Source organism: Salmonella enterica subsp. arizonae, assembly GCF_008692845.1.
GTDB classification, from domain to species: Bacteria; Pseudomonadota; Gammaproteobacteria; order Enterobacterales; family Enterobacteriaceae; genus Salmonella; species Salmonella arizonae.
This window is the reverse complement of record NZ_VXJW01000006.1, coordinates 31919-49504: the sequence shown is the minus strand read 5'-3', so window position 1 is coordinate 49504 and position 17586 is coordinate 31919. Positions and strand designations below refer to the sequence as shown.

10 protein-coding genes, 1 tRNA gene and 2 pseudogenes are annotated in these 17586 nt (G+C 49.7%); 5 read left to right on the top strand and 8 right to left on the bottom strand.

Annotated elements, in window-relative coordinates; translation table 11 throughout:
• Positions 1-33 precede the first annotated feature (33 nt).
• Positions 34-5472 carry an Ig-like domain-containing protein gene (locus F4V61_RS12685; RefSeq protein ID WP_080160945.1) on the top strand — a complete coding sequence of 1813 codons (5439 nt, stop codon included), beginning with the start codon at positions 34-36 and terminating at the stop codon, positions 5470-5472.
• 71 nt (positions 5473-5543) lie between these two features.
• Here the strand turns inward: F4V61_RS12685 and yicI are convergent, their stop codons facing one another.
• Together yicI and F4V61_RS12675 are read right to left on the bottom strand one after the other, a co-directional pair.
• Positions 5544-7862, bottom strand: coding sequence for an alpha-xylosidase (gene yicI, locus F4V61_RS12680; protein WP_080160944.1), 2319 nt, complete (start codon positions 7860-7862; stop codon positions 5544-5546).
• 11 nt (positions 7863-7873) lie between these two features.
• Positions 7874-9256 (bottom strand): glycoside-pentoside-hexuronide family transporter, encoded by a 1383-nt coding sequence (locus tag F4V61_RS12675; RefSeq protein ID WP_000834265.1) that lies wholly within the window; start codon positions 9254-9256, stop codon positions 7874-7876.
• Between the two features lie 287 nt (positions 9257-9543).
• On the opposite strand from F4V61_RS12675, the gene F4V61_RS12670 reads away from it, so the two are divergent.
• Positions 9544-9638: transfer RNA gene (locus F4V61_RS12670), tRNA-Sec, on the top strand.
• A gap of 228 nt (positions 9639-9866) precedes the next feature.
• On the opposite strand, the gene cigR is transcribed toward F4V61_RS12670, so the two are convergent.
• From cigR to F4V61_RS12650, 5 genes are all read right to left on the bottom strand, one after another.
• On the bottom strand, positions 9867-10346 hold the full coding sequence (cigR, locus tag F4V61_RS12665) for an anti-virulence regulatory inner membrane protein CigR (protein WP_000044637.1): 480 nt from the start codon (positions 10344-10346) through the stop codon (positions 9867-9869).
• A 135-nt stretch (positions 10347-10481) separates the two neighbouring features.
• Entirely contained in the window at positions 10482-10568 is an 87-nt protein-coding gene (mgtU, locus tag F4V61_RS22615; protein WP_253260563.1) for a magnesium transporter protection protein MgtU, read from the bottom strand.
• 12 nt (positions 10569-10580) lie between these two features.
• Complete coding sequence (mgtR, locus tag F4V61_RS12660) at positions 10581-10673, bottom strand: protein MgtR (RefSeq protein WP_103143127.1); 93 nt, start codon at positions 10671-10673, stop codon at positions 10581-10583.
• A gap of 20 nt (positions 10674-10693) precedes the next feature.
• Positions 10694-13420 carry a magnesium-translocating P-type ATPase gene (mgtA, locus tag F4V61_RS12655; RefSeq protein WP_000131305.1) on the bottom strand — a complete coding sequence of 909 codons (2727 nt, stop codon included), beginning with the start codon at positions 13418-13420 and terminating at the stop codon, positions 10694-10696.
• Positions 13421-13637: 217 nt separating this feature from the next.
• Positions 13638-14333, bottom strand: coding sequence for an MgtC family protein (locus F4V61_RS12650; protein ID WP_012210793.1), 696 nt, complete (start codon positions 14331-14333; stop codon positions 13638-13640).
• A gap of 507 nt (positions 14334-14840) precedes the next feature.
• Between F4V61_RS12650 and F4V61_RS12645 the strand changes: the two are divergent.
• Together F4V61_RS12645 and F4V61_RS22400 are read left to right on the top strand one after the other, a co-directional pair.
• Positions 14841-15401: pseudogene (locus tag F4V61_RS12645) on the top strand (DMT family transporter); the annotation flags it as partial.
• A pseudogene (locus tag F4V61_RS22400) lies at positions 15391-15603 on the top strand (recombinase family protein); the annotation flags it as partial. The pseudogenes F4V61_RS12645 and F4V61_RS22400, both read left to right, overlap by 11 nt.
• Before the next feature lie 194 nt (positions 15604-15797).
• Here F4V61_RS22400 and F4V61_RS12635 read toward each other — a convergent pair.
• Positions 15798-16478 (bottom strand): hypothetical protein, encoded by a 681-nt coding sequence (locus F4V61_RS12635; protein WP_079827443.1) that lies wholly within the window; start codon positions 16476-16478, stop codon positions 15798-15800.
• 133 nt (positions 16479-16611) lie between these two features.
• On the opposite strand from F4V61_RS12635, the gene F4V61_RS12630 reads away from it, so the two are divergent.
• On the top strand, positions 16612-17529 hold the full coding sequence (locus F4V61_RS12630) for an EamA family transporter (RefSeq protein WP_079827444.1): 918 nt from the start codon (positions 16612-16614) through the stop codon (positions 17527-17529).
• The last annotated feature ends 57 nt before the right edge of the window (positions 17530-17586 follow it).

Sequence of the window (17586 nt, the reverse complement as noted above, 5' to 3'; positions counted from 1 at the left end):
AAACCATTCTGAAATCATGGAAGGGCTTCAGCTATGCGAATATACTTAAGACTCACCGCGTATTTCCAGTTAGTTATACAAGTAATTTTTTTATTTGTAAACTCGTTTATTTTTTCTTTCCCGGCACATGCAGCCACAAATCCTGACACCAATCAAAAAAAACCAACGACAGAGATAACCGCCCAAAGTACGGCAAAAAAAGAGGAGGATGAAGCAGGGAAAAATCTTGCTGCGATACTTTCCAGTACAGGATCAATGTTAAGCCAGGATAATAAAACTGATGCGCTAATCAACTCAGCTATTAATAACGGTTCCGCCTATGTCACGGGCCAAATTCAGCAATGGCTGCAACAGTTTGGTACGGCGAAGGTGAATTTAGGCCTGGATAAAGATCTGTCGCTGGATAACGCCAGCCTGGATCTTTTGCTTCCCCTCTACGACGATAAAAAACAAAATCTGCTCTTCACTCAATGGGGGGGAAGACGTGATGATGACCGTAATATTATCAACGTGGGTATGGGTTATCGTTATTTCGCCGACCGTTGGATGTGGGGTATTAATACATTTTATGATCGACAGATATCTGATAACGCTCATGAACGGTTAGGAATAGGGGGCGAACTGGGCTGGAATTATTTTAAACTCAGCGCCAATGGCTACAAACGCCTGTCTGGATGGAAAGATTCCTCTGAATATGAAGATTACCAGGAGCGCGTCGCCAACGGGTATGACATTCGCGCTGAAGGTTACTTGCCCGCCTGGCCACAGTTAGGCGCCCAACTTGTGTGGGAACAATACTATGGCGATGACGTCGCGTTATTTGACGATAGTGAAGACGATCGTCAGCGTAATCCCTATGCCGTAACCGCCGGGGTTAATTACACGCCTTTCCCGCTTGTTTCCATCGGCCTTAACCAGAAAATGGGTAAAGGCAACCACAATGACACCCAAATTGATTTAGCCGTAAACTGGATGCTTGGGTCATCGCTAAAATCACAGTTAGACAGCGACGCCGTGAAAGCACGTCGTACCTTACTCGGTAGCCGCCTCGATTTAATCAATCGCAATAATAATATTGTGCTGGAATATCGTAAGCAGGATCTGATCTCACTGAAAGTGCAGAATAAAGTGACTGGCACAGAATCCGAGACCCTTCCTGTCAGCGTCAACGTGAAGAGCAAATATCCGCTTGATCACATTAGCTGGGAAGACGACAACCTGGTGAAAAACGGCGGCAAAATTAGCGAAAACAATGGATCATGGTCAGTCACGTTGCCGCATTATCAGCAAAATAGCGGTGAGAAAAATCTATATGTCGTCTCTGCTACCGCCTGGGACAATCAGGGCAATAAATCTAATGCCAGCCATATGACTGTAGAAGTCAGCGGTTTCGATCTTCACCAGATAACGAGCGCCACTACGACTACCAGCGCTACGCTGCCAGCCGACGGCGTCAGTACCACGCAGGTCACTGTAACGGTAACGTCGGGTAACGGCGAAAAAATTACCGGCCTTGCCAACGACCTTAGCGCACAACTGATGCGCAGCAATTCTTCAAAGGGGCTGGCCGCCGATACCGTTCAAGAAAAGATCAGTGCTTTCAAAGAGCAGAGCCCCGGCGTTTACGTCAGCACATTTACCAGCGGCACCCTCGCCGGCGTCGTAACGGTACAGCCTTATTACAATCAGACCAGTAAACTTAGCAGTACGACCATTACGCTTACACCAGTAAGCGATACAGCTCGCTTTGCCACGTTAAGCGCATCAAAAACAGCGGCGCTGGCGAACGCGCGGGATGTTATTACGCTTACCGCGCATGTCGTCGATGCTGCAAATAATTCGCTTCAGGGCGTAGCCGTTCACTGGGCAACGGTGAACCCGAAAGCGGTGCTCTCTGCATCAACAAGCAATACTGATGCTCAGGGGAACGCTACCGTTTCACTAACCAGCAGCGAAATTATGAGCACTACCGTCAGCGCGCAGCTTGATAATGGCCAAAAGCTCGACAGCGAGACGCTCCAGTTTACTGCCGATTCCAGCAGCGCGACGGTAACCGGGGTGGAAGTCGATAAAAAAGTTGCCCGTGCGGATGGTCAGGACACTATCACTGTTCAGGCAACGGTAATGGATGCAGAACAGCACCCGCTGGCGAACCAGCCAGTAGACTGGGCAATCAGATCGGCCGCAAGCTCTACACATCTGTCTGATAAACAAAGCAATACCAACGAAAATGGTGTAGCGACCATTACTCTTACCTCTGCAAAAGCCGGACAAGGCATTGTTACCGCCTCTACGGGAAACAGTGAGCCAGTGGAATCAGAGACCCTGACCTTTATGCCGGATGTGAAAAGTGCGACACTGAGCGCCATTACCGCAGATAAGACGGCGGCGCAGGCCAACGGCGCAGATGCCGTCACACTAAGCGTTAAGGTAGAAGATGCTAACCATAACCCAATACCCGGCGCGCAGATAAGCTGGACAACAACAAGCGCCACCGCCATCCTGTCTGCCAGCGACACCAGTACCGATGCAAAAGGTAACGCCAGTATCAGCGTCACCTCGACAACCGTCGAAAATGTTTCAGTTGTCGCCACCATGAAAGAGCAAGCCCAGACATCGCCGGATTTACAATTTACCGTCGATAACGCCACGGCGGCAGTAGAATCGCTTAACGCCGATAAAACCCAAGCCGTCGCCAACCAAAACGATTTTATCACTCTTACGGCGCGGGTCGTGGATGCCAACGATCATCCTGTTCCTGACAGCCCGCTGAAATGGCAAATTGTAGAAGGGCAAGCCACCCTTAGCGCAACGCAGACCACCACCGATCAACAGGGTAGCGGTAGCATCACATTAACCTCCTCAACTCAGGGCAACGTGGTGGTTTCCGTCAGCGCAACCGCTGGTGACGCGGTAAATTCACCGGCACTTCTGTTCATTGCGGATACCGCCACGGCGAAGGTCAGCGACATCACGGTGGACAAATCCCAGGGCGTTGCCAACGGTAATGATCATATTACCTATACCGCAATCGTTACGGATGCCTCCGGTAACCCGGTCAAGGATCAGGAGGTAACATGGAATGCGACGCCGGCTACCGCAAATCTGTCGTCAGCAACGTCTACTACCGACAGCAACGGTAATACGTCCGTCACCATCACCACCCTGAAGGCCGGTAGCGTCAATGTCACGGCACAGGCTGGGGCCAGCCCGGCGTGGAACGCACCGACCACAACCTTTGTCGGTGACAAGGCAACTGCGCAAATCCTGGACTTGAAGACGAATAAGAGCACAGCGCTTGCTAACGGCACCGACAGCATCACTTTTACAGGAACCGTGATCGACGCCAATAACAACGTGCTTGAGGGCGTTAATGTGGCCTGGGCTGTAACCCCGACGACGGGCGTACTCTCTACCACAACGAGCGCATCCGGTAGTGACGGCAAAGCGTCCGTATCGCTCACGTCCAGCCAGGTAGAGAGTTACCAGGTTACCGCAACGGTAAACGGCAAGGACGAAACGTCCGGTAATGTCTCATTCACCGCCGATAGCGCCTCGGCTTCCCTCACCTCGCTGACGTCCGATGAAACGAGCAATCTGATCGCCGGGAACGGCAGCGCAACGCTAACCGCAGTAGTGCAGGATGCGACCGGCCATCCGATCGCTGGCGCCGTCGTGAACTGGTCATCCGATAATACTACTGGCAATTTCAGCGAAACAACGTCCACGACCAACAGTGAAGGTAAAGCAATTGTTACCTTTAGCGGTACGCACGCGCAACTGACAACCATTACTGCCAGCAGCGTAAATAATAGTCAGAAGACGGTTCAGGTTACGATTGCGCCAGATACTCAGAGCGCGCAACCGGTGACTGTAGTGGCAGATAAACACGGTGCGATTGCCAACGGTGCAGATACCGTGACGTTAACCGCAACCATCCAGGATCAATATGGCAACTTCATTAACCAGGGCGATGTCGCGTGGACAATCAGCCCGGAGGCCAGCTATCACCTCTCGGCAAATAACCAACCGACGAACAATGAAGGGCAATCCATCGTCACGCTTGCATCGGATGATGTTGTCTCCTGTAAAGGGACGGCAACCTTTAATGGCCTTAGCAAGTCGACAGCAACCATACGTTTTACTGCGGACACAACAACAGAAAAAGTCGATACGTTGAATGCCAGCAAAACGGAAAATGTGGTAGCAGGAAAAGACACTATCACGCTTGAAGCGACGGTTACGGATGAGAATGGGCACCCGGTTGCGGATACCACCGTTCACTGGGGAACCGATAACAGTAGCGGCACCTTCCAGCCAGGGGACAGCAGCGTAACCGACAGCAATGGCGTAGCCACCGTGACCTACTCAGCGACCAAAGCCGTTCCAACGCTTATTGGCGCAGGTATTAACCAGTCTGAAAAAACCATTACAGTGAATTACATCGGTAATGCTGACACAGCAAAACTATCGAATATTAAGCCGGATAAAACCAAAGCTGTCGCTGATAACACCGAGCTGGTGACCTGGTCTGTCGATGTAAAAGATGCGAATGGCAATATTCTGCCCGGTATCTCTGTAAACTGGAGCAGTGACGACCCGGACCTCACGCTGGCAGCCAGCAGCAGCGTCACCAATGAGCACGGCGTGGCAACCATCACGGGCCGCACTCTTAAAGCGCGCGATGCGGTGGTGAAAGCCACACTCTCTGCTGGCGGGCAGATGCTCTCTGCCGCCAAAGTGACCTTCATTGGCGACGCCAAAACAGCAATGCTGATGTCACTAAATGTAGATAAGTTCAACGTCCTGGCTAACGGTGGGGATGCCGCCACCTATACTGCTTACGTTGAAGATATCAACCACAACATTGTGCCGGATGCGACCGTCAGTTGGCGGACAACAATGAACAAGCTTTCTTCCGGGACAAGTAAGACCAACTCATCCGGGAAGGCAACCGTGAAGCTAAGCGGTAACGGCGTTGGCATGGTAACGGTCACAGCGACTATCAATAATTCGTCGATGTCGAAGAGTGGCGTCAAGTTTATTAACGTCATTGAAGATACATGGTATGTCAAATCCGGTTCATCAACTTACACGTCCAGCGCGATTAAAGGTTACCCGGATCTGGGCTTTGTCGTCGCCTCGCCAACAACTGGCCCAACCTACCTGGAGTGGAGTCCTACCGGCACGTCGAAAGTAACAACGCCCGTTACGCTGATTGATGACGCCGGCCAACAATATACAGTCAATCTTAAAGGCAACCGAACCTCTGATTGTTCGACGCGTCCGCTTAACGCAGCCGTTGGTTGCAGCAGTTCGGCGGGATACAAGGCGCAATTTACGTGGAATATCAACGATAACAAAAGCATACCGCCTGGGCATTACACCGGTCTTATCCACTTCTATGGTAAAGACTGGCATACCGCTTGGGCATTTGAGTATCGCTTAACGATGGATTTAACGATTAACTAAACATGAAAAAGCCCACCTTATACCGGGGTGGGCTTTTTGCGATCCGTTAAAATGCTCCTTGAGGCACGCTCTTAAAGATGGATCACAACCTCATTTTTCTGCGTTTTCACAACAATTCCCCATTCACTGCTACTGTATGAACCACCCTCTACGCCGCTAATCTGCGCAATATTACGCAGGCATAGCGTCCAGTTGCGCGCCTCACCCTTGCCTTTCACATTAAAAGTGTTGCCCACACGCGCCACCTTGAGCGTAAAGATCACCGAACTATCAGCCGCAGGCACTTCGCAGATCGCTTCGCGCCCGTCTTCCAGATGGAAAAGCTGGAATTCAGTTCCTTCATGCCAGGCGTAATCGGGCTTCTGGCTATTGTTGCCCAGCGCCAGCAGTGTATTGTCACGCACGTACACTGGCAGGCTCAGGAAATCATGCTGCTGTTTATGCCAGCGGCTACCCTGCACTTCGTCATTGCGCCACAGGTGCGTCCAGCGTCCCTGTGGCAGATAAAACTGGACGTCGCCCGCCTCAGAGAATACCGGCGCAACCATCACGGCATCGCCCAGCATATACTGACGGTCGAGATAATCGCACGCCGGATCGTCCGGGAACTCCAGCATCATGGCGCGCATCATCGGCGTACCCGCTTCGTTGGCGCGCGCCGCTTCCCGATACAGATACGGCATCATCCGGCACTTCTGCTCGGTGAAGTAGCGCACCACGTCGCAGGATTCCTCGTCATAGGCCCACGGCACACGATAAGATTTGCTACCATGCAGACGGCTATGGCTGGAAAGCAGCCCGAACGCGCACCAACGCTTGTAGACATGCGTTGGCGCGGTATTCTCAAACCCTCCGATATCGTGGCTCCAGAAGCCAAACCCTGACAGGCCGATAGACAGCCCGCCGCGAAGACTTTCCGCCATCGATTCATAGTTGGCATAGCAGTCGCCGCCCCAGTGTACCGGGAACTGTTGCGCGCCCACCGAGGCGGAACGGGCAAACAGCACTGCGTTGTCTTCGCCAACGGTATCTTTTAGTACGTTCCACACCAGTTCATTGTAGATATACGCATAATGGTTATGCATTTTCTGCGGATCGGCGCCGTCGAACCACTGGACATCAGTCGGAATACGCTCGCCAAAGTCGGTTTTAAAACAGTCGACGCCGATATCGACCAAGCCTTTCAGCTTGTTGGCATACCACTCGCAGGCTTCCGGGTTGGTGAAGTCGTAAATCGCCAGCCCCGGTTGCCACTTATCCCACTGCCACAAGGAGCCGTCCGGACGTTTAAGCAAATATCCCTTCTCTTTTAGCTCCCTGAAAACAGGAGACTTTTGCCCAATATACGGGTTGATCCACACGCAAACTTTCATCCCTTTCGCTTTCAGGCGGCGAATCATCCCTTGCGGATCGGGGAACGTCACCGGGTCCCATTCAAAATCGCACCACTGAAAAGCTTTCATCCAGAAACAGTCGAAGTGGAAAACATGCAGCGGCAGATTGCGCTCGGCCATGCCGTCGATAAAGCGGTTGACCGTCGCTTCGTCGTAATTGGTGGTAAACGACGTGGTCAGCCACAGACCAAACGACCAGGCGGGCGGCAGCGCCGGACGACCCGTAAATTGGGTATAGCGGTTGAGTACCGCTTTTGGCGTCGGACCGTCGATGACGAAATATTCCAGATACTCGCTCTCGACGCTGAACTGTACTTTGGAGACTTTCTCGGAGCCAATTTCAAACGACACGCACTGCGGATGATTCACCAGCACGCCGTAACCGCGATTGGTCAGATAAAATGGGATATTTTTGTACGATTGCTCGGTGCTGGTGCCGCCGTCGCGGTTCCAGGTATCCACCGTCTGACCGTTGCGCACCAGTGCGGTAAAACGCTCGCCAAGCCCGTAGACGGTTTCGCCCACGCCGAGATCCAGACGCTCAAACATGTAGTTGCGCCCGCTGTTAGAATCCTGCACATAACCATTATTTTTCAACTGGCTGCCGGTAATACGCACACCGTTGCGCAGAAAATCCAGTGACCAGAACTCGCCTTTGATGACGCGCACGCTCAGGCTGCCGCTCTTGAGTTCGGCAAATTCGGCGTTGTTCTGCATCTCCACTTTTATATCCTGCAAGATGTTGAGCGGATAATACGGACCGTTATCCAAAGCGCCCTGGAAGTGCTCCATCCGTACGCCTATCACGCCTTCCTGCGGCGAGAAAAAGCGCAGGGTAAACAACGGGGTATCCAGTTGCCAGGTTCGTTCACGGACATCACGCGGCGCGGCATAGACCACCATTTCATTCCCCTGCTGTTCAACGTCGAACACCTGAACCGGGTGAATCAAATTAAGGCCAGGCTGGATCAGCCAGTTTCCGTCGCTAATTTTCATGGTCTGTTCCTTTAGTTCTGCAATTCTTTATGGGTAACTTCTTGTTCTTTACGGTGTGCGCCCTGCGCCAGTTGTTCCAGAATAGCTTTCAGGAACGGGCTTTTCAGGGTGTAGTAACGTTTAGCGATCGCGGCGCTCAGCAGATAACAGATGGCCGGGACGAGAGTGAACAGAGCGATGATAATGCTGATGGTGGCGCTATTTTGCGTTTTCGCCGCCGCATTGTAGCCGCCGCCTGCCAGCATCCAGCCAATCAGCGCGCCGCCAAACGCCAGGCCCAGCTTGAGCACAAACAGCGTGCCGGCAAAGCTAATCCCCGTCAGGCGTTTGCCGTTGCACCATTCTCCGTAGTCGACGGTGTCAGACATCATTACCCACTGGATAGGCGTGACCAACTGGTGCAGCACGCCAATCACGAAGATAAAGACGAACATAGCGATTGTGGCGTGCATCGGCACGAAGAACATCGCCGCGCTGATTACTGCGAGCAAGGCATTGGTCCACCAGAAGACACTCACTTTGCATTTCCAGTCGGTCAGCGGTTTCGCCAGCGCCGAGCCGAACAGGTTGCCGACGCAATAGGTGGTGAGGAAGACGACAAATACGCCCGGTTTGCCCAATATCCAGGTGACGTAATACATCATCGCCCCGCCGCGCACGCATACCGCCAGAATATTCAGGATGGTAAGCAGGCCGACAATGCGCCACTGGTCGTTGTGCCAGATATCACGCAGGTCTTCCCGCATGGAGGTATGGGTGGCGGGCGCTTCAACGCGCTCTTTGGTGGTAAAGAAGCAGAACGCCAGCATCAGGAACGCCACCACCGAGAGCACCGCGATCCCTCCCTGGAAGCCCAGCGCCTTATTTTCCCCGCCAATCAGTTTCACCAGCGGCATCATCAGTACGGTGGAGAGCATCCCGCCTGCCGTCGCCAGTACAAAGCGCCAGGATTGCAGGGAGATACGCTGCGTTGGGTCATTGGTGATCACGCCGCCCAACGCGCAGTAAGGGATGTTGACCACGGTATACAGCAGAGTTAGCAACGTATAGGTGATGACGGCATAAATCATTTTGCCATTCAGACTAAGATCCGGAGTGCTGTAGGCGAGGACGCAGACGATGCCAAACGGCAGCGCGCCAAACAGCACCCAGGGTCGGAACTTGCCCCAACGAGAGCGGGTACGGTCGGCCAGCAGCCCCATGCAAGGATCTGAGATGGCATCCAGCGCACGCGCCAGTAAAAACATGGTGCCGACAAAACCGGCGGGAATACCGAAGATATCGGTATAGAAGAACATCATATATAACATGACATTATCGAAAACGATGTGGCTGGCGGCGTCGCCCATGCCATAACCAACCTTCTCCTTAACGGAGAGAATCTCACTTTTCATTACGCATCCTTAACGCTCACAACGCTCACTGATACCGGTTACCGTTCTTGTAAACCTTCCCTGCGAGCGCGAATATTCCGTTATTTGGTTATCAAATTACGATTCTTGTTTTCTGTGATCAGGGTAGCGCCAAAAAGTGTGATGAAATGTAACTAATGGATTTTATGGGGATTTATATGAAACCGATCATGGCAGAATGAAAGGGAAGTTAAAAAAGCGCGGGAGGGGATGTGGAAACGCCAGGAAGTAGCTATAATGCGCGCGCCTCCATGTAGCAATCGAGGTGCGGAAGATCGTCGTCTCCGGTGAGGCGGCTGGACTTCAAATCCAGTTGGGGCCGCCAGCGGTTCCGGGCAGGTTCGACTCCTGTGATCTTCCGCCAAAACATATTATTTTTCTGAAAGACTCCCCAAAGCAGAGACTCGTTCTGGTAACCCTTTATTGAAATCTTTCCTAATACAAAAAATCAATCTCAAATCAATAAGCTACCCAGCTAATGCGACTTCTGTGAGTCATAAAAACGCGCAAGTCTCGCTTACATGTTCAGTTTATTATCGGATGGCGCTCGCGCTTATCCGACCTACCGCGCCGGGTATTAGCGCTTGCGCCATTAATCAAACACGCCATTAATAATCGCCGTGACCACCGCAGTACTGAGCGCGATCAGCACCAGGTTATCCCCAATGATTTTCCACTCATAGCCCGGATAATAAGGTAATTGTCCCAGCATAGACGCTGGTACCCTTTTTTTAGCGATGCCTGGCGGCAGCGGCTTTCCTCTCGCCAGATTTTTCGCAATCCCCGGCGGTAAAGACTGATAACCCGTCAGCCCTAAATTCACTGCCAGTTGCCGGGCGACAGCGTAGCTAATATCCGATTCGACGTGATCCGGTTTACCACCATTTTTAAAGCGTTCCGTTTTTTGCCTGGCGTTTCCTTTATGTCCGTTACCATTATTACCCTGATTAGCCGCGTTATTACCATGTCCGCCGCCATTGCCGTTTCCAGGATTCGCCAGTACAGGCGTAGCGCTCAGGAAAAATGTAACCAAAGTCGCCAGGACTACCGTTAAACCACGACGTTTGCTCATGATATTACCCTTCGGATATGGGGATATTATGAACATAGCGCTCCGCCAGAAAAAGAACAATTCTGACGATTCTTATTTAATATGCGCTTCACATGGCAAACACCGCTTTTGTTTAGCGGTGTTTGCCAGTGCGCGTTATCTTATCCAGATAGTCAACAGAATCAGTACAATGGCTATCAGGAGGATCTGAAAAAAGATTTTGTCCAACCCTCTTTTTTGCATGGCATCACCTCGTTATAAAACGATTTGCCAGAGGGCTAAAAGCAACACCAACAGGCTCATCAGTAAAAATATCAGCGCGATGATTTTATCGGATGAATGATTCATCAAGGCGCCCTCAGATAGCATTAAAACCATTGACCAAAGCGTTTGATATAAAAGCGCTTCATTCCTTGCGCCACCAGACAGTAGCTCAGTAATGTCGCTACCAACCACGGGAAGTAGCTGAGCGGCAGCGGCTCCAGTCCAACCATCGCGCCTAAAGGCGAGAATGGGATATAAACGCCTATCGCCATAATCAAACCGGTCGTCAATAATACCGGCAGCGTCGCCCGGCTTTGGATAAACGGTATTTTCTGCGTCCTTAGCATATGCACGACCAGCGTTTGCGAGAGCAACCCCTCAATAAACCAGCCGGACTGAAAGAGCGCCTGCGCCTCTACGTTATTAGCCGCAAAAACGTACCACATCAGCGCAAAGGTTGTGATATCGAAAATAGAAGACGTTGGGCCAATCCATAGCATAAAACGACCGATATTTTTCGCGTCCCATTTACGCGGCTTACGCAGAAACTCTTTATCCATTTTGTCCCACGGCAACGACAACTGCGAAATGTCGTACATCAAATTCTGGATCAACAGATGAATCGCCAACATTGGCAAAAACGGAATAAACGCGCTGGCCACCAGTACTGAAAAGACGTTGCCGAAGTTGGAACTGGCTGTCATGTTCAGATACTTAATAATATTGCCGAAGGTTTCGCGCCCCTTAATAACGCCTTCTTCAAGCACCATCAGATCTTTTTCTAACAAAATAATATCTGAGGACTCTTTAGCGATATCAGCGGCGCTGTCGACGGAGATGCCGACATCCGCGTCACGAAGCGCGGGGGCGTCGTTAATCCCGTCGCCAAGGAAGCCTACGGTATGGCCATTTTTCTGTAACGCTTTCAAAATACGTGTTTTTTGTAACGGCGTTAGCCGGGCGAATACCTCGCGCTTTTCCACTTCAGCCTCCAGCTCGACGTCCGACATCGCCTCAACCTGGGTTCCGGTCAGGATGTCATGCGCATCAATGCCCACTTCCAGGCAGATACGCGCCGTCACCACCGGATTATCGCCAGTGAGCACTTTGACCGCCACACCGTTATCACGCAGCGCGGAAATGGCTTTTCCGGCGCTCTCTTTCGGCGGATCGAGAAAAGTCAGCATGCCTTCAATCGTCAGCTCTTTCTCATCTTCCGTACTCAACGGCCGATGCGCGGCGGAGCCATCCAGTTTACGCGTCGCGACCAGCAATACGCGAAATCCCTGCGCATTGTAATCTTCTGTTTTTGCCAGTAGCAGTTCACGCCGCGTCTCCGTCAGCGGCACCACACGGTCGCCTTCGCGAAGATGAGTGGACGCCATTAGCATCTCTTCGACAGCGCCTTTACAGATAAGGCTTTTATCGCCATATTGTACATCTTCCACCAGGACGGATACCCGGCGGCGTACAAAATCGAACGGCAACTCATCAAGTTTAGCGAAACGCGTTTTTGTCGATGGCGCGATGCGGCCCTCGCCAAAACGCAGTACGGCGCGATCCATCACATTTCGTGCGCCGCTCTGGCTACTACTATTCAGCCAGGCCAGCATCAATACCCGACTGTTTTTTACACCGTCCACATCCAGGTGATGTTCCAGAAAAATGTTGTCCTGGGTTAAGGTACCGGTTTTGTCCGTACACAACACATCCATCGCGCCGAAGTTCTGAATAGCGTTCAGGCGCTTAACTATCACTTTGCGCCGCGACATCGCAATCGCGCCTTTCGCCAGATTCGAACTGACGATCATGGGCAACATTTCCGGCGTCAGCCCCACAGCCACCGCCAGCGCGAACAACGAAGCCTCTACCCAGTCTCCCTTACTGAAGCCGTTGATTAGCAGGACAACCGGAACCATAACCAGCATAAAGCGTATCAACAGCCAGCTCACACTGTTGACGCCGCGATCAAAAGCCGTCTGGGTACGTGTGCCGACAATCGACTTCGCCAGGGAACCGAACCAGGTGCGGTTCCCTGTCGCCACCACGACCGCCTGCGCTCTGCCACTGGTCACATTCGTTCCCATCAGACAGATATTGCCCAGATCCAGCAAACTTTTATCTTTGTCAGGCAATTGCTCACTGTCTTTGCCAGTGACATCGGCCATCACATCGTATTTTTCAACGGGCAACGACTCACCGCTGAGAATTGACTGACTGATAAAGAGATCACGGGACTCCAGTAGCCGAACGTCCGCCGGTACAAGATCGCCCGCAGCCAGGAAAACCACATCGCCCGGCACCAGCTCTTCAATGGGAATCTCTTCCTGCACCGCGCCGATATTCCCCGGTCCACGACGCGATACCGTGGCGGTAGTACGAACCATCGATTTCAGCGCCTGTGCTGCTTTGTTAGTGCGAAACTCCTGCCAGAAACGCAATAATCCGCTAAGACTCACCATCGTCAGAATAATCAGCACGCCAGTGAGATCGGTCTCTTCGCCGCGGCGTAGCGGCAGCCAGTAGTCGGTGACAAAACTCACGGCGGCAAGCGCCATCAGAACGTAAATAAATGGGTTATTGAATGCCTGCAGAAGCTGAATGAGCACCGGAGGAACCTGCTCATGCGCCACTTCATTACGTCCATACACTTTCAGCCGTTCACTTGCCTCCTCCGTAGTAAGCCCCTGATGATGGCTATTTAGCCGCGCCAGCGTCTGTTCCGGGCTATGAAAAGCTTCCGCTTCGATCGGAAATACTTTTTTATGCTGCTTATCATTTTCTGACGCCGGGCGATTGAGCTTCCGGTTTTCAATGTTCATGTCAGTCATGATGAATCCTCAAAATTAAGGTGTGGTGTTTCCTGCATATCACTCCCATGGAATAATAAATTCACGGTTTGAAGGTGAATGCCCTGGGAGAATTCTCTATGCCTAAAAAAGGTTATTGCTCACTCACTATTTTGAGTGGGTTTTATTTTGTGTGTTCGGGAATATCCATCATTCCCTCCTTATACGCATTAGCGTAACGTTAAGATTAAACAAATTATTACTGTTCGTTAACACTCCAGCGAATAGCGGTGATATTATCGTTATCACCTATTCTGGATATAATAAGCTCTCGCGCTTTAAGATAATCAGCATGACCAACAAGCTCAGCATGAATTTCTTTATAGTCCTGTTCCTGAGCAGGAACGGAACCTAACCCCTGTAAGCAGATCTCTGCCTCTTTTACAATATTCAGTAACCACTGACGAACCGCGCTCTCATGTTCTTTATTAAAGGTTACTTTCAGGATATAATGTTTTTCTTCCTCGAATGATATCGGAAGTTGATTTATACGTTGCGCCGCTTCACGCAGTAAAATATTGGCGCAAAGAATAATGATTGTCGCCACCAGCGCATTTTTGAACTGACCTAAACCGCATAACACACCGATGCCCGCTGAACACCATAGCGTTGCCGCGGTGTTCAGTCCGCGCACATTCATCCCTTCGCGCATGATAACGCCCGCCCCCAGAAAGCCGATACCAGAGACAATCTGCGCTGCAATTCTCCCGGGACTGTCTGGCGATGTCGTCACCGAGCTCAGAATAAAAACGGCAGCGCCTGTCGCCACCAGCGCATTGGTGCGTAGTCCCGCCATACGTTGACGCCACTGTCTTTCCGCGCCAATCAGCGCTCCCAATAGCATAGCGGTGAGTAGATTTGAAATATAAGGAAACATCAACATACGTTCCTCCATGTTTTTTGGAAGAATAAGTACGTGCTTTATTTAGCACACGACAAATTGTTGCCTTAAGGCAATTAGCGTCGTGTTGACGGTGGAGGAAATAAAGCGTGTTTAAACATTAACATGACGATTACCTCGCGACAATGCGCGTAGTTGTAACATTCTTGGGATGACAATCGTCACAAGGGGAGATTGCTGCCCGCCGGTTCGGCAAGCAGCGCAGGAATAGCGTGCGTTAGCTTGCCAGATGATTTAAGTAAAAGTGACTGTCCAACATATTACTCCTGCATGAATTTGCGCTTATTATAGTCAGTCAATATGTTCCGTAAAGTGCAAAGGCGGGTTTAGTGACGATTTGTTTAAGTTTGTGAGCTATTTTATTATGACAAAAAAATGACAATATTATGTCAATAACAGGTTCGTCTGAAATTATTGCACAATAAATTCCTGCGTAACACCAGCGATAGCTCTGCTATGATGTCTGCACGCCCAAAAATAAAACAACATGACGAGGAAAAAATGGGTTCTACCAGAAAAGGAATGCTGAACGTACTGATTGCCGCCGTATTGTGGGGAAGTTCAGGCGCTTGCGCGAAGTACATCACGGAGTAAAGCCGTATGTCGTCACAGTTCCTGACAATGACACGTTTGTTATTCGCTGGGCTGATCCTGGTAATGTTCTCCTTTATGCATGGCGATAAAATATTTTCGATTCTTAAAAACCGCAAAGACGCTCTGAGTCTGCTGATTTTTTCCGTGGTGGGCGCGCTCACCGTTCAGTTGACCTTCCTGCTCACGATTGAAAAATCCAATGCCGCCACCGCGACGGTACTGCAATTTTTATCGCCGACCATTATTGTGGCGTGGTTTGCATTAGCGCGAAGAACACGACCAGGCATTCTGGTCTTAACCGCCATTCTTACATCGCTTATCGGCACTTTTTTACTGGTGACGCACGGCAACCCAACGTCGCTGTCGATCTCTTCAGCCGTGCTGTTCTGGGGTATCGCCTCCGCGTTTGCCGCCGCCTTTTATACTACCTGGCCTTTCAGACTGATCGCCCAATACGGCACGCTGCCAGCGGCAAAAACAGGGAATTGAACGCGCACATACGCAGGGTAGATACCGGGGAAAACAGGCAGATCAGGAACGGCATCAGAAAGTAATGTACTACCGGCAGGTAAAAAAACTCAGCATCCGCGAAACGGCAGACGCGACAGGCTACATTACTTCCCAGGTTTGTCGCATTCAGGCTCTCTATAAAGAAGTGGCTCCTGATTAAAAAACAGCCTTAACGTACAATAATTTTCGATATTTAAACTGACCAAATACAGGTCAGCTTTTGCGCCGCAAGCGGCGGGGCATCAGGCCGTAGCTAATATTTTTACTGCCGGATGAAAGGCCGCAATGCAGCCTTTTAAGGCTTTATCATATAACTTATAAAGTGTAGTAGGAATAAAATATAAGCGTGATAAATTAAATTAACTCTTTAGGTTTGTTTCCGTAATATACAAAATTATCAAAATCCTCATGTCGGTATGTGTCATGACGCTCATAAAAATTATAAACTACAGATAATTTTTGTTCTGTTATAGTGGGTTCACTGTCATGAAGTGTTTTTCTTCCCTGCATGACAAGGAGTGCTCCCTTTCTTGCAAATATTTTTTTATGTTCAGTCCATGTTTCTTTCCTGGCAGGGTGACTTCTGTTAATTTGCATACGTAATGGAGCTTCGTTGTTATCTGTCAGAAATAACAGAACAGCTATTCCGTTAGTGTCATAATGTAAACCCAGCGCTCCCCCACCGGGTGGATATGCTTTAATATTTATATCTGATAAAGAATATGGGGAAACTATCGCGTCCGTGCAGGTGATCAAACTAATTAGCGGAGTGATTGCGTGGTAGATTGCATTTAATTCCGGTAAATGTGCCCTGACATCCGGACCTTTAAATATATGATGGTTATAAACCCTACCCAAGTCAGATACAGCATCATTACCTAAACCAGAATGATTAACGTGGTCAACTAATCCCTGGGCTATGATAGTATTAACGCGATCGGTAAGGTTATCACATATTTCAGCTGGGATTAGCTCCTCAACTACGGTGGCTAAGTTATAGAAATAGTTGTGTCTGTGTTTTTGAATATCGAACACTTTATACCCATCCTGTAGATTGTGTTGCGGTGGATACCATTGTTATAGTTTTGTTATATCAATGTGCTTTTTGTGGTATTGTGATGCGTGCAAATAAACAATATTACAACAAATCTATGTGTTAGGATGAAAAATGAGCAAAAGACTTGACTTGTTTGTTGGCTTTTTAGTGACAGTTCTGTGGGGTGCTAATTTTACTGTCATTGAGCTGGGTTTGAGGGATCTTGATCCCTTTATTTTAACCTTTTTAAGGTTTACATTTTGTGCTTTTCCGTTAGTGTTTTTTATTAAAAAACCGGAAGGCATATCACTGATAAGTATTGCACTGTACGGAGTTATTTTTGGTGTCGGGTTATGGTGGGTCGTTAATTTTGCTATGTTTAATGGACTGTCTGCTGGACTTTCATCTGTATTCCTTCAGTTTAGTGCATTTTTCACGATCGTTTTAAGTTGCTTTTTCCTCGGCGAGAAAATAAATAAAATACATATTTCAGGAATTGTTATAGCTTTTGTTGGCTTAATTATGATTATTCATTTTTCAGAGGAATCCTCCACAATTAAAGGAGTGTTTTTTGTGATAATTGCAGCCATGTCATGGGCCGTCTGTAACATTATCGTGAAGTTAACTAGGCCTGCCAATATGATTGCGTTTATTGTATGGTCAAGCTTGTTCTCTGCGCCTGCTGTGTTAATAATGACAGTTTATGTCAAGGGATGGGGAGGGGTATTGTCAATACCGGACGATATCACGGTGGGTTCTTCTTTCTCTGTTCTGTTTCAGGCATATATAACCACAGTTGTTGGTTATATGATCTGGAATAATCTGATGAAGAAGTATCCGGCAACTGAAGTTGCACCATTATCACTTTTTGTTCCCGTTTCCGGGGTGATTACATCCTATTTATTTTTAGATGAAAGGCTGAGTGTTCAGCAACTTATTTCAGTGATAGTTGTCATCACAGGTATTTTCATTTTCTTGAATTCGGCAAGGATCATTAAGCTCATGAATTCTCAAAGCAACGCTGAGTCTCAAAAATCAACTATACGTTAGTTTCAAAAAAAGCCTGCAATGCGCTGAGGAATCCCCAGTAATGAGTGGGTAAAAAAA

Excerpts from the sequence above, each read along its gene's own strand:
- yicI (WP_080160944.1), bottom strand. The coding sequence starts at position 7,862 with ATGAAAATTAGCGACGGAAACTGGCTGATCCAGCCTGGCCTTAATTTG.
- F4V61_RS12630 (WP_079827444.1), top strand. The coding sequence starts at position 16,612 with ATGAGCAAAAGACTTGACTTGTTTGTTGGCTTTTTAGTGACAGTTCTG.
- mgtU (WP_253260563.1), bottom strand. The coding sequence starts at position 10,568 with ATGCAAAAAAGAGGGTTGGACAAAATCTTTTTTCAGATCCTCCTGATA.
- cigR (WP_000044637.1), bottom strand. The coding sequence starts at position 10,346 with ATGAGCAAACGTCGTGGTTTAACGGTAGTCCTGGCGACTTTGGTTACA.
- F4V61_RS12650 (WP_012210793.1), bottom strand. The coding sequence starts at position 14,333 with ATGGAGGAACGTATGTTGATGTTTCCTTATATTTCAAATCTACTCACC.
- F4V61_RS12685 (WP_080160945.1), top strand. The coding sequence starts at position 34 with ATGCGAATATACTTAAGACTCACCGCGTATTTCCAGTTAGTTATACAA.
- mgtA (WP_000131305.1), bottom strand. The coding sequence starts at position 13,420 with ATGACTGACATGAACATTGAAAACCGGAAGCTCAATCGCCCGGCGTCA.
- F4V61_RS12675 (WP_000834265.1), bottom strand. The coding sequence starts at position 9,256 with ATGAAAAGTGAGATTCTCTCCGTTAAGGAGAAGGTTGGTTATGGCATG.
- mgtR (WP_103143127.1), bottom strand. The coding sequence starts at position 10,673 with ATGAATCATTCATCCGATAAAATCATCGCGCTGATATTTTTACTGATG.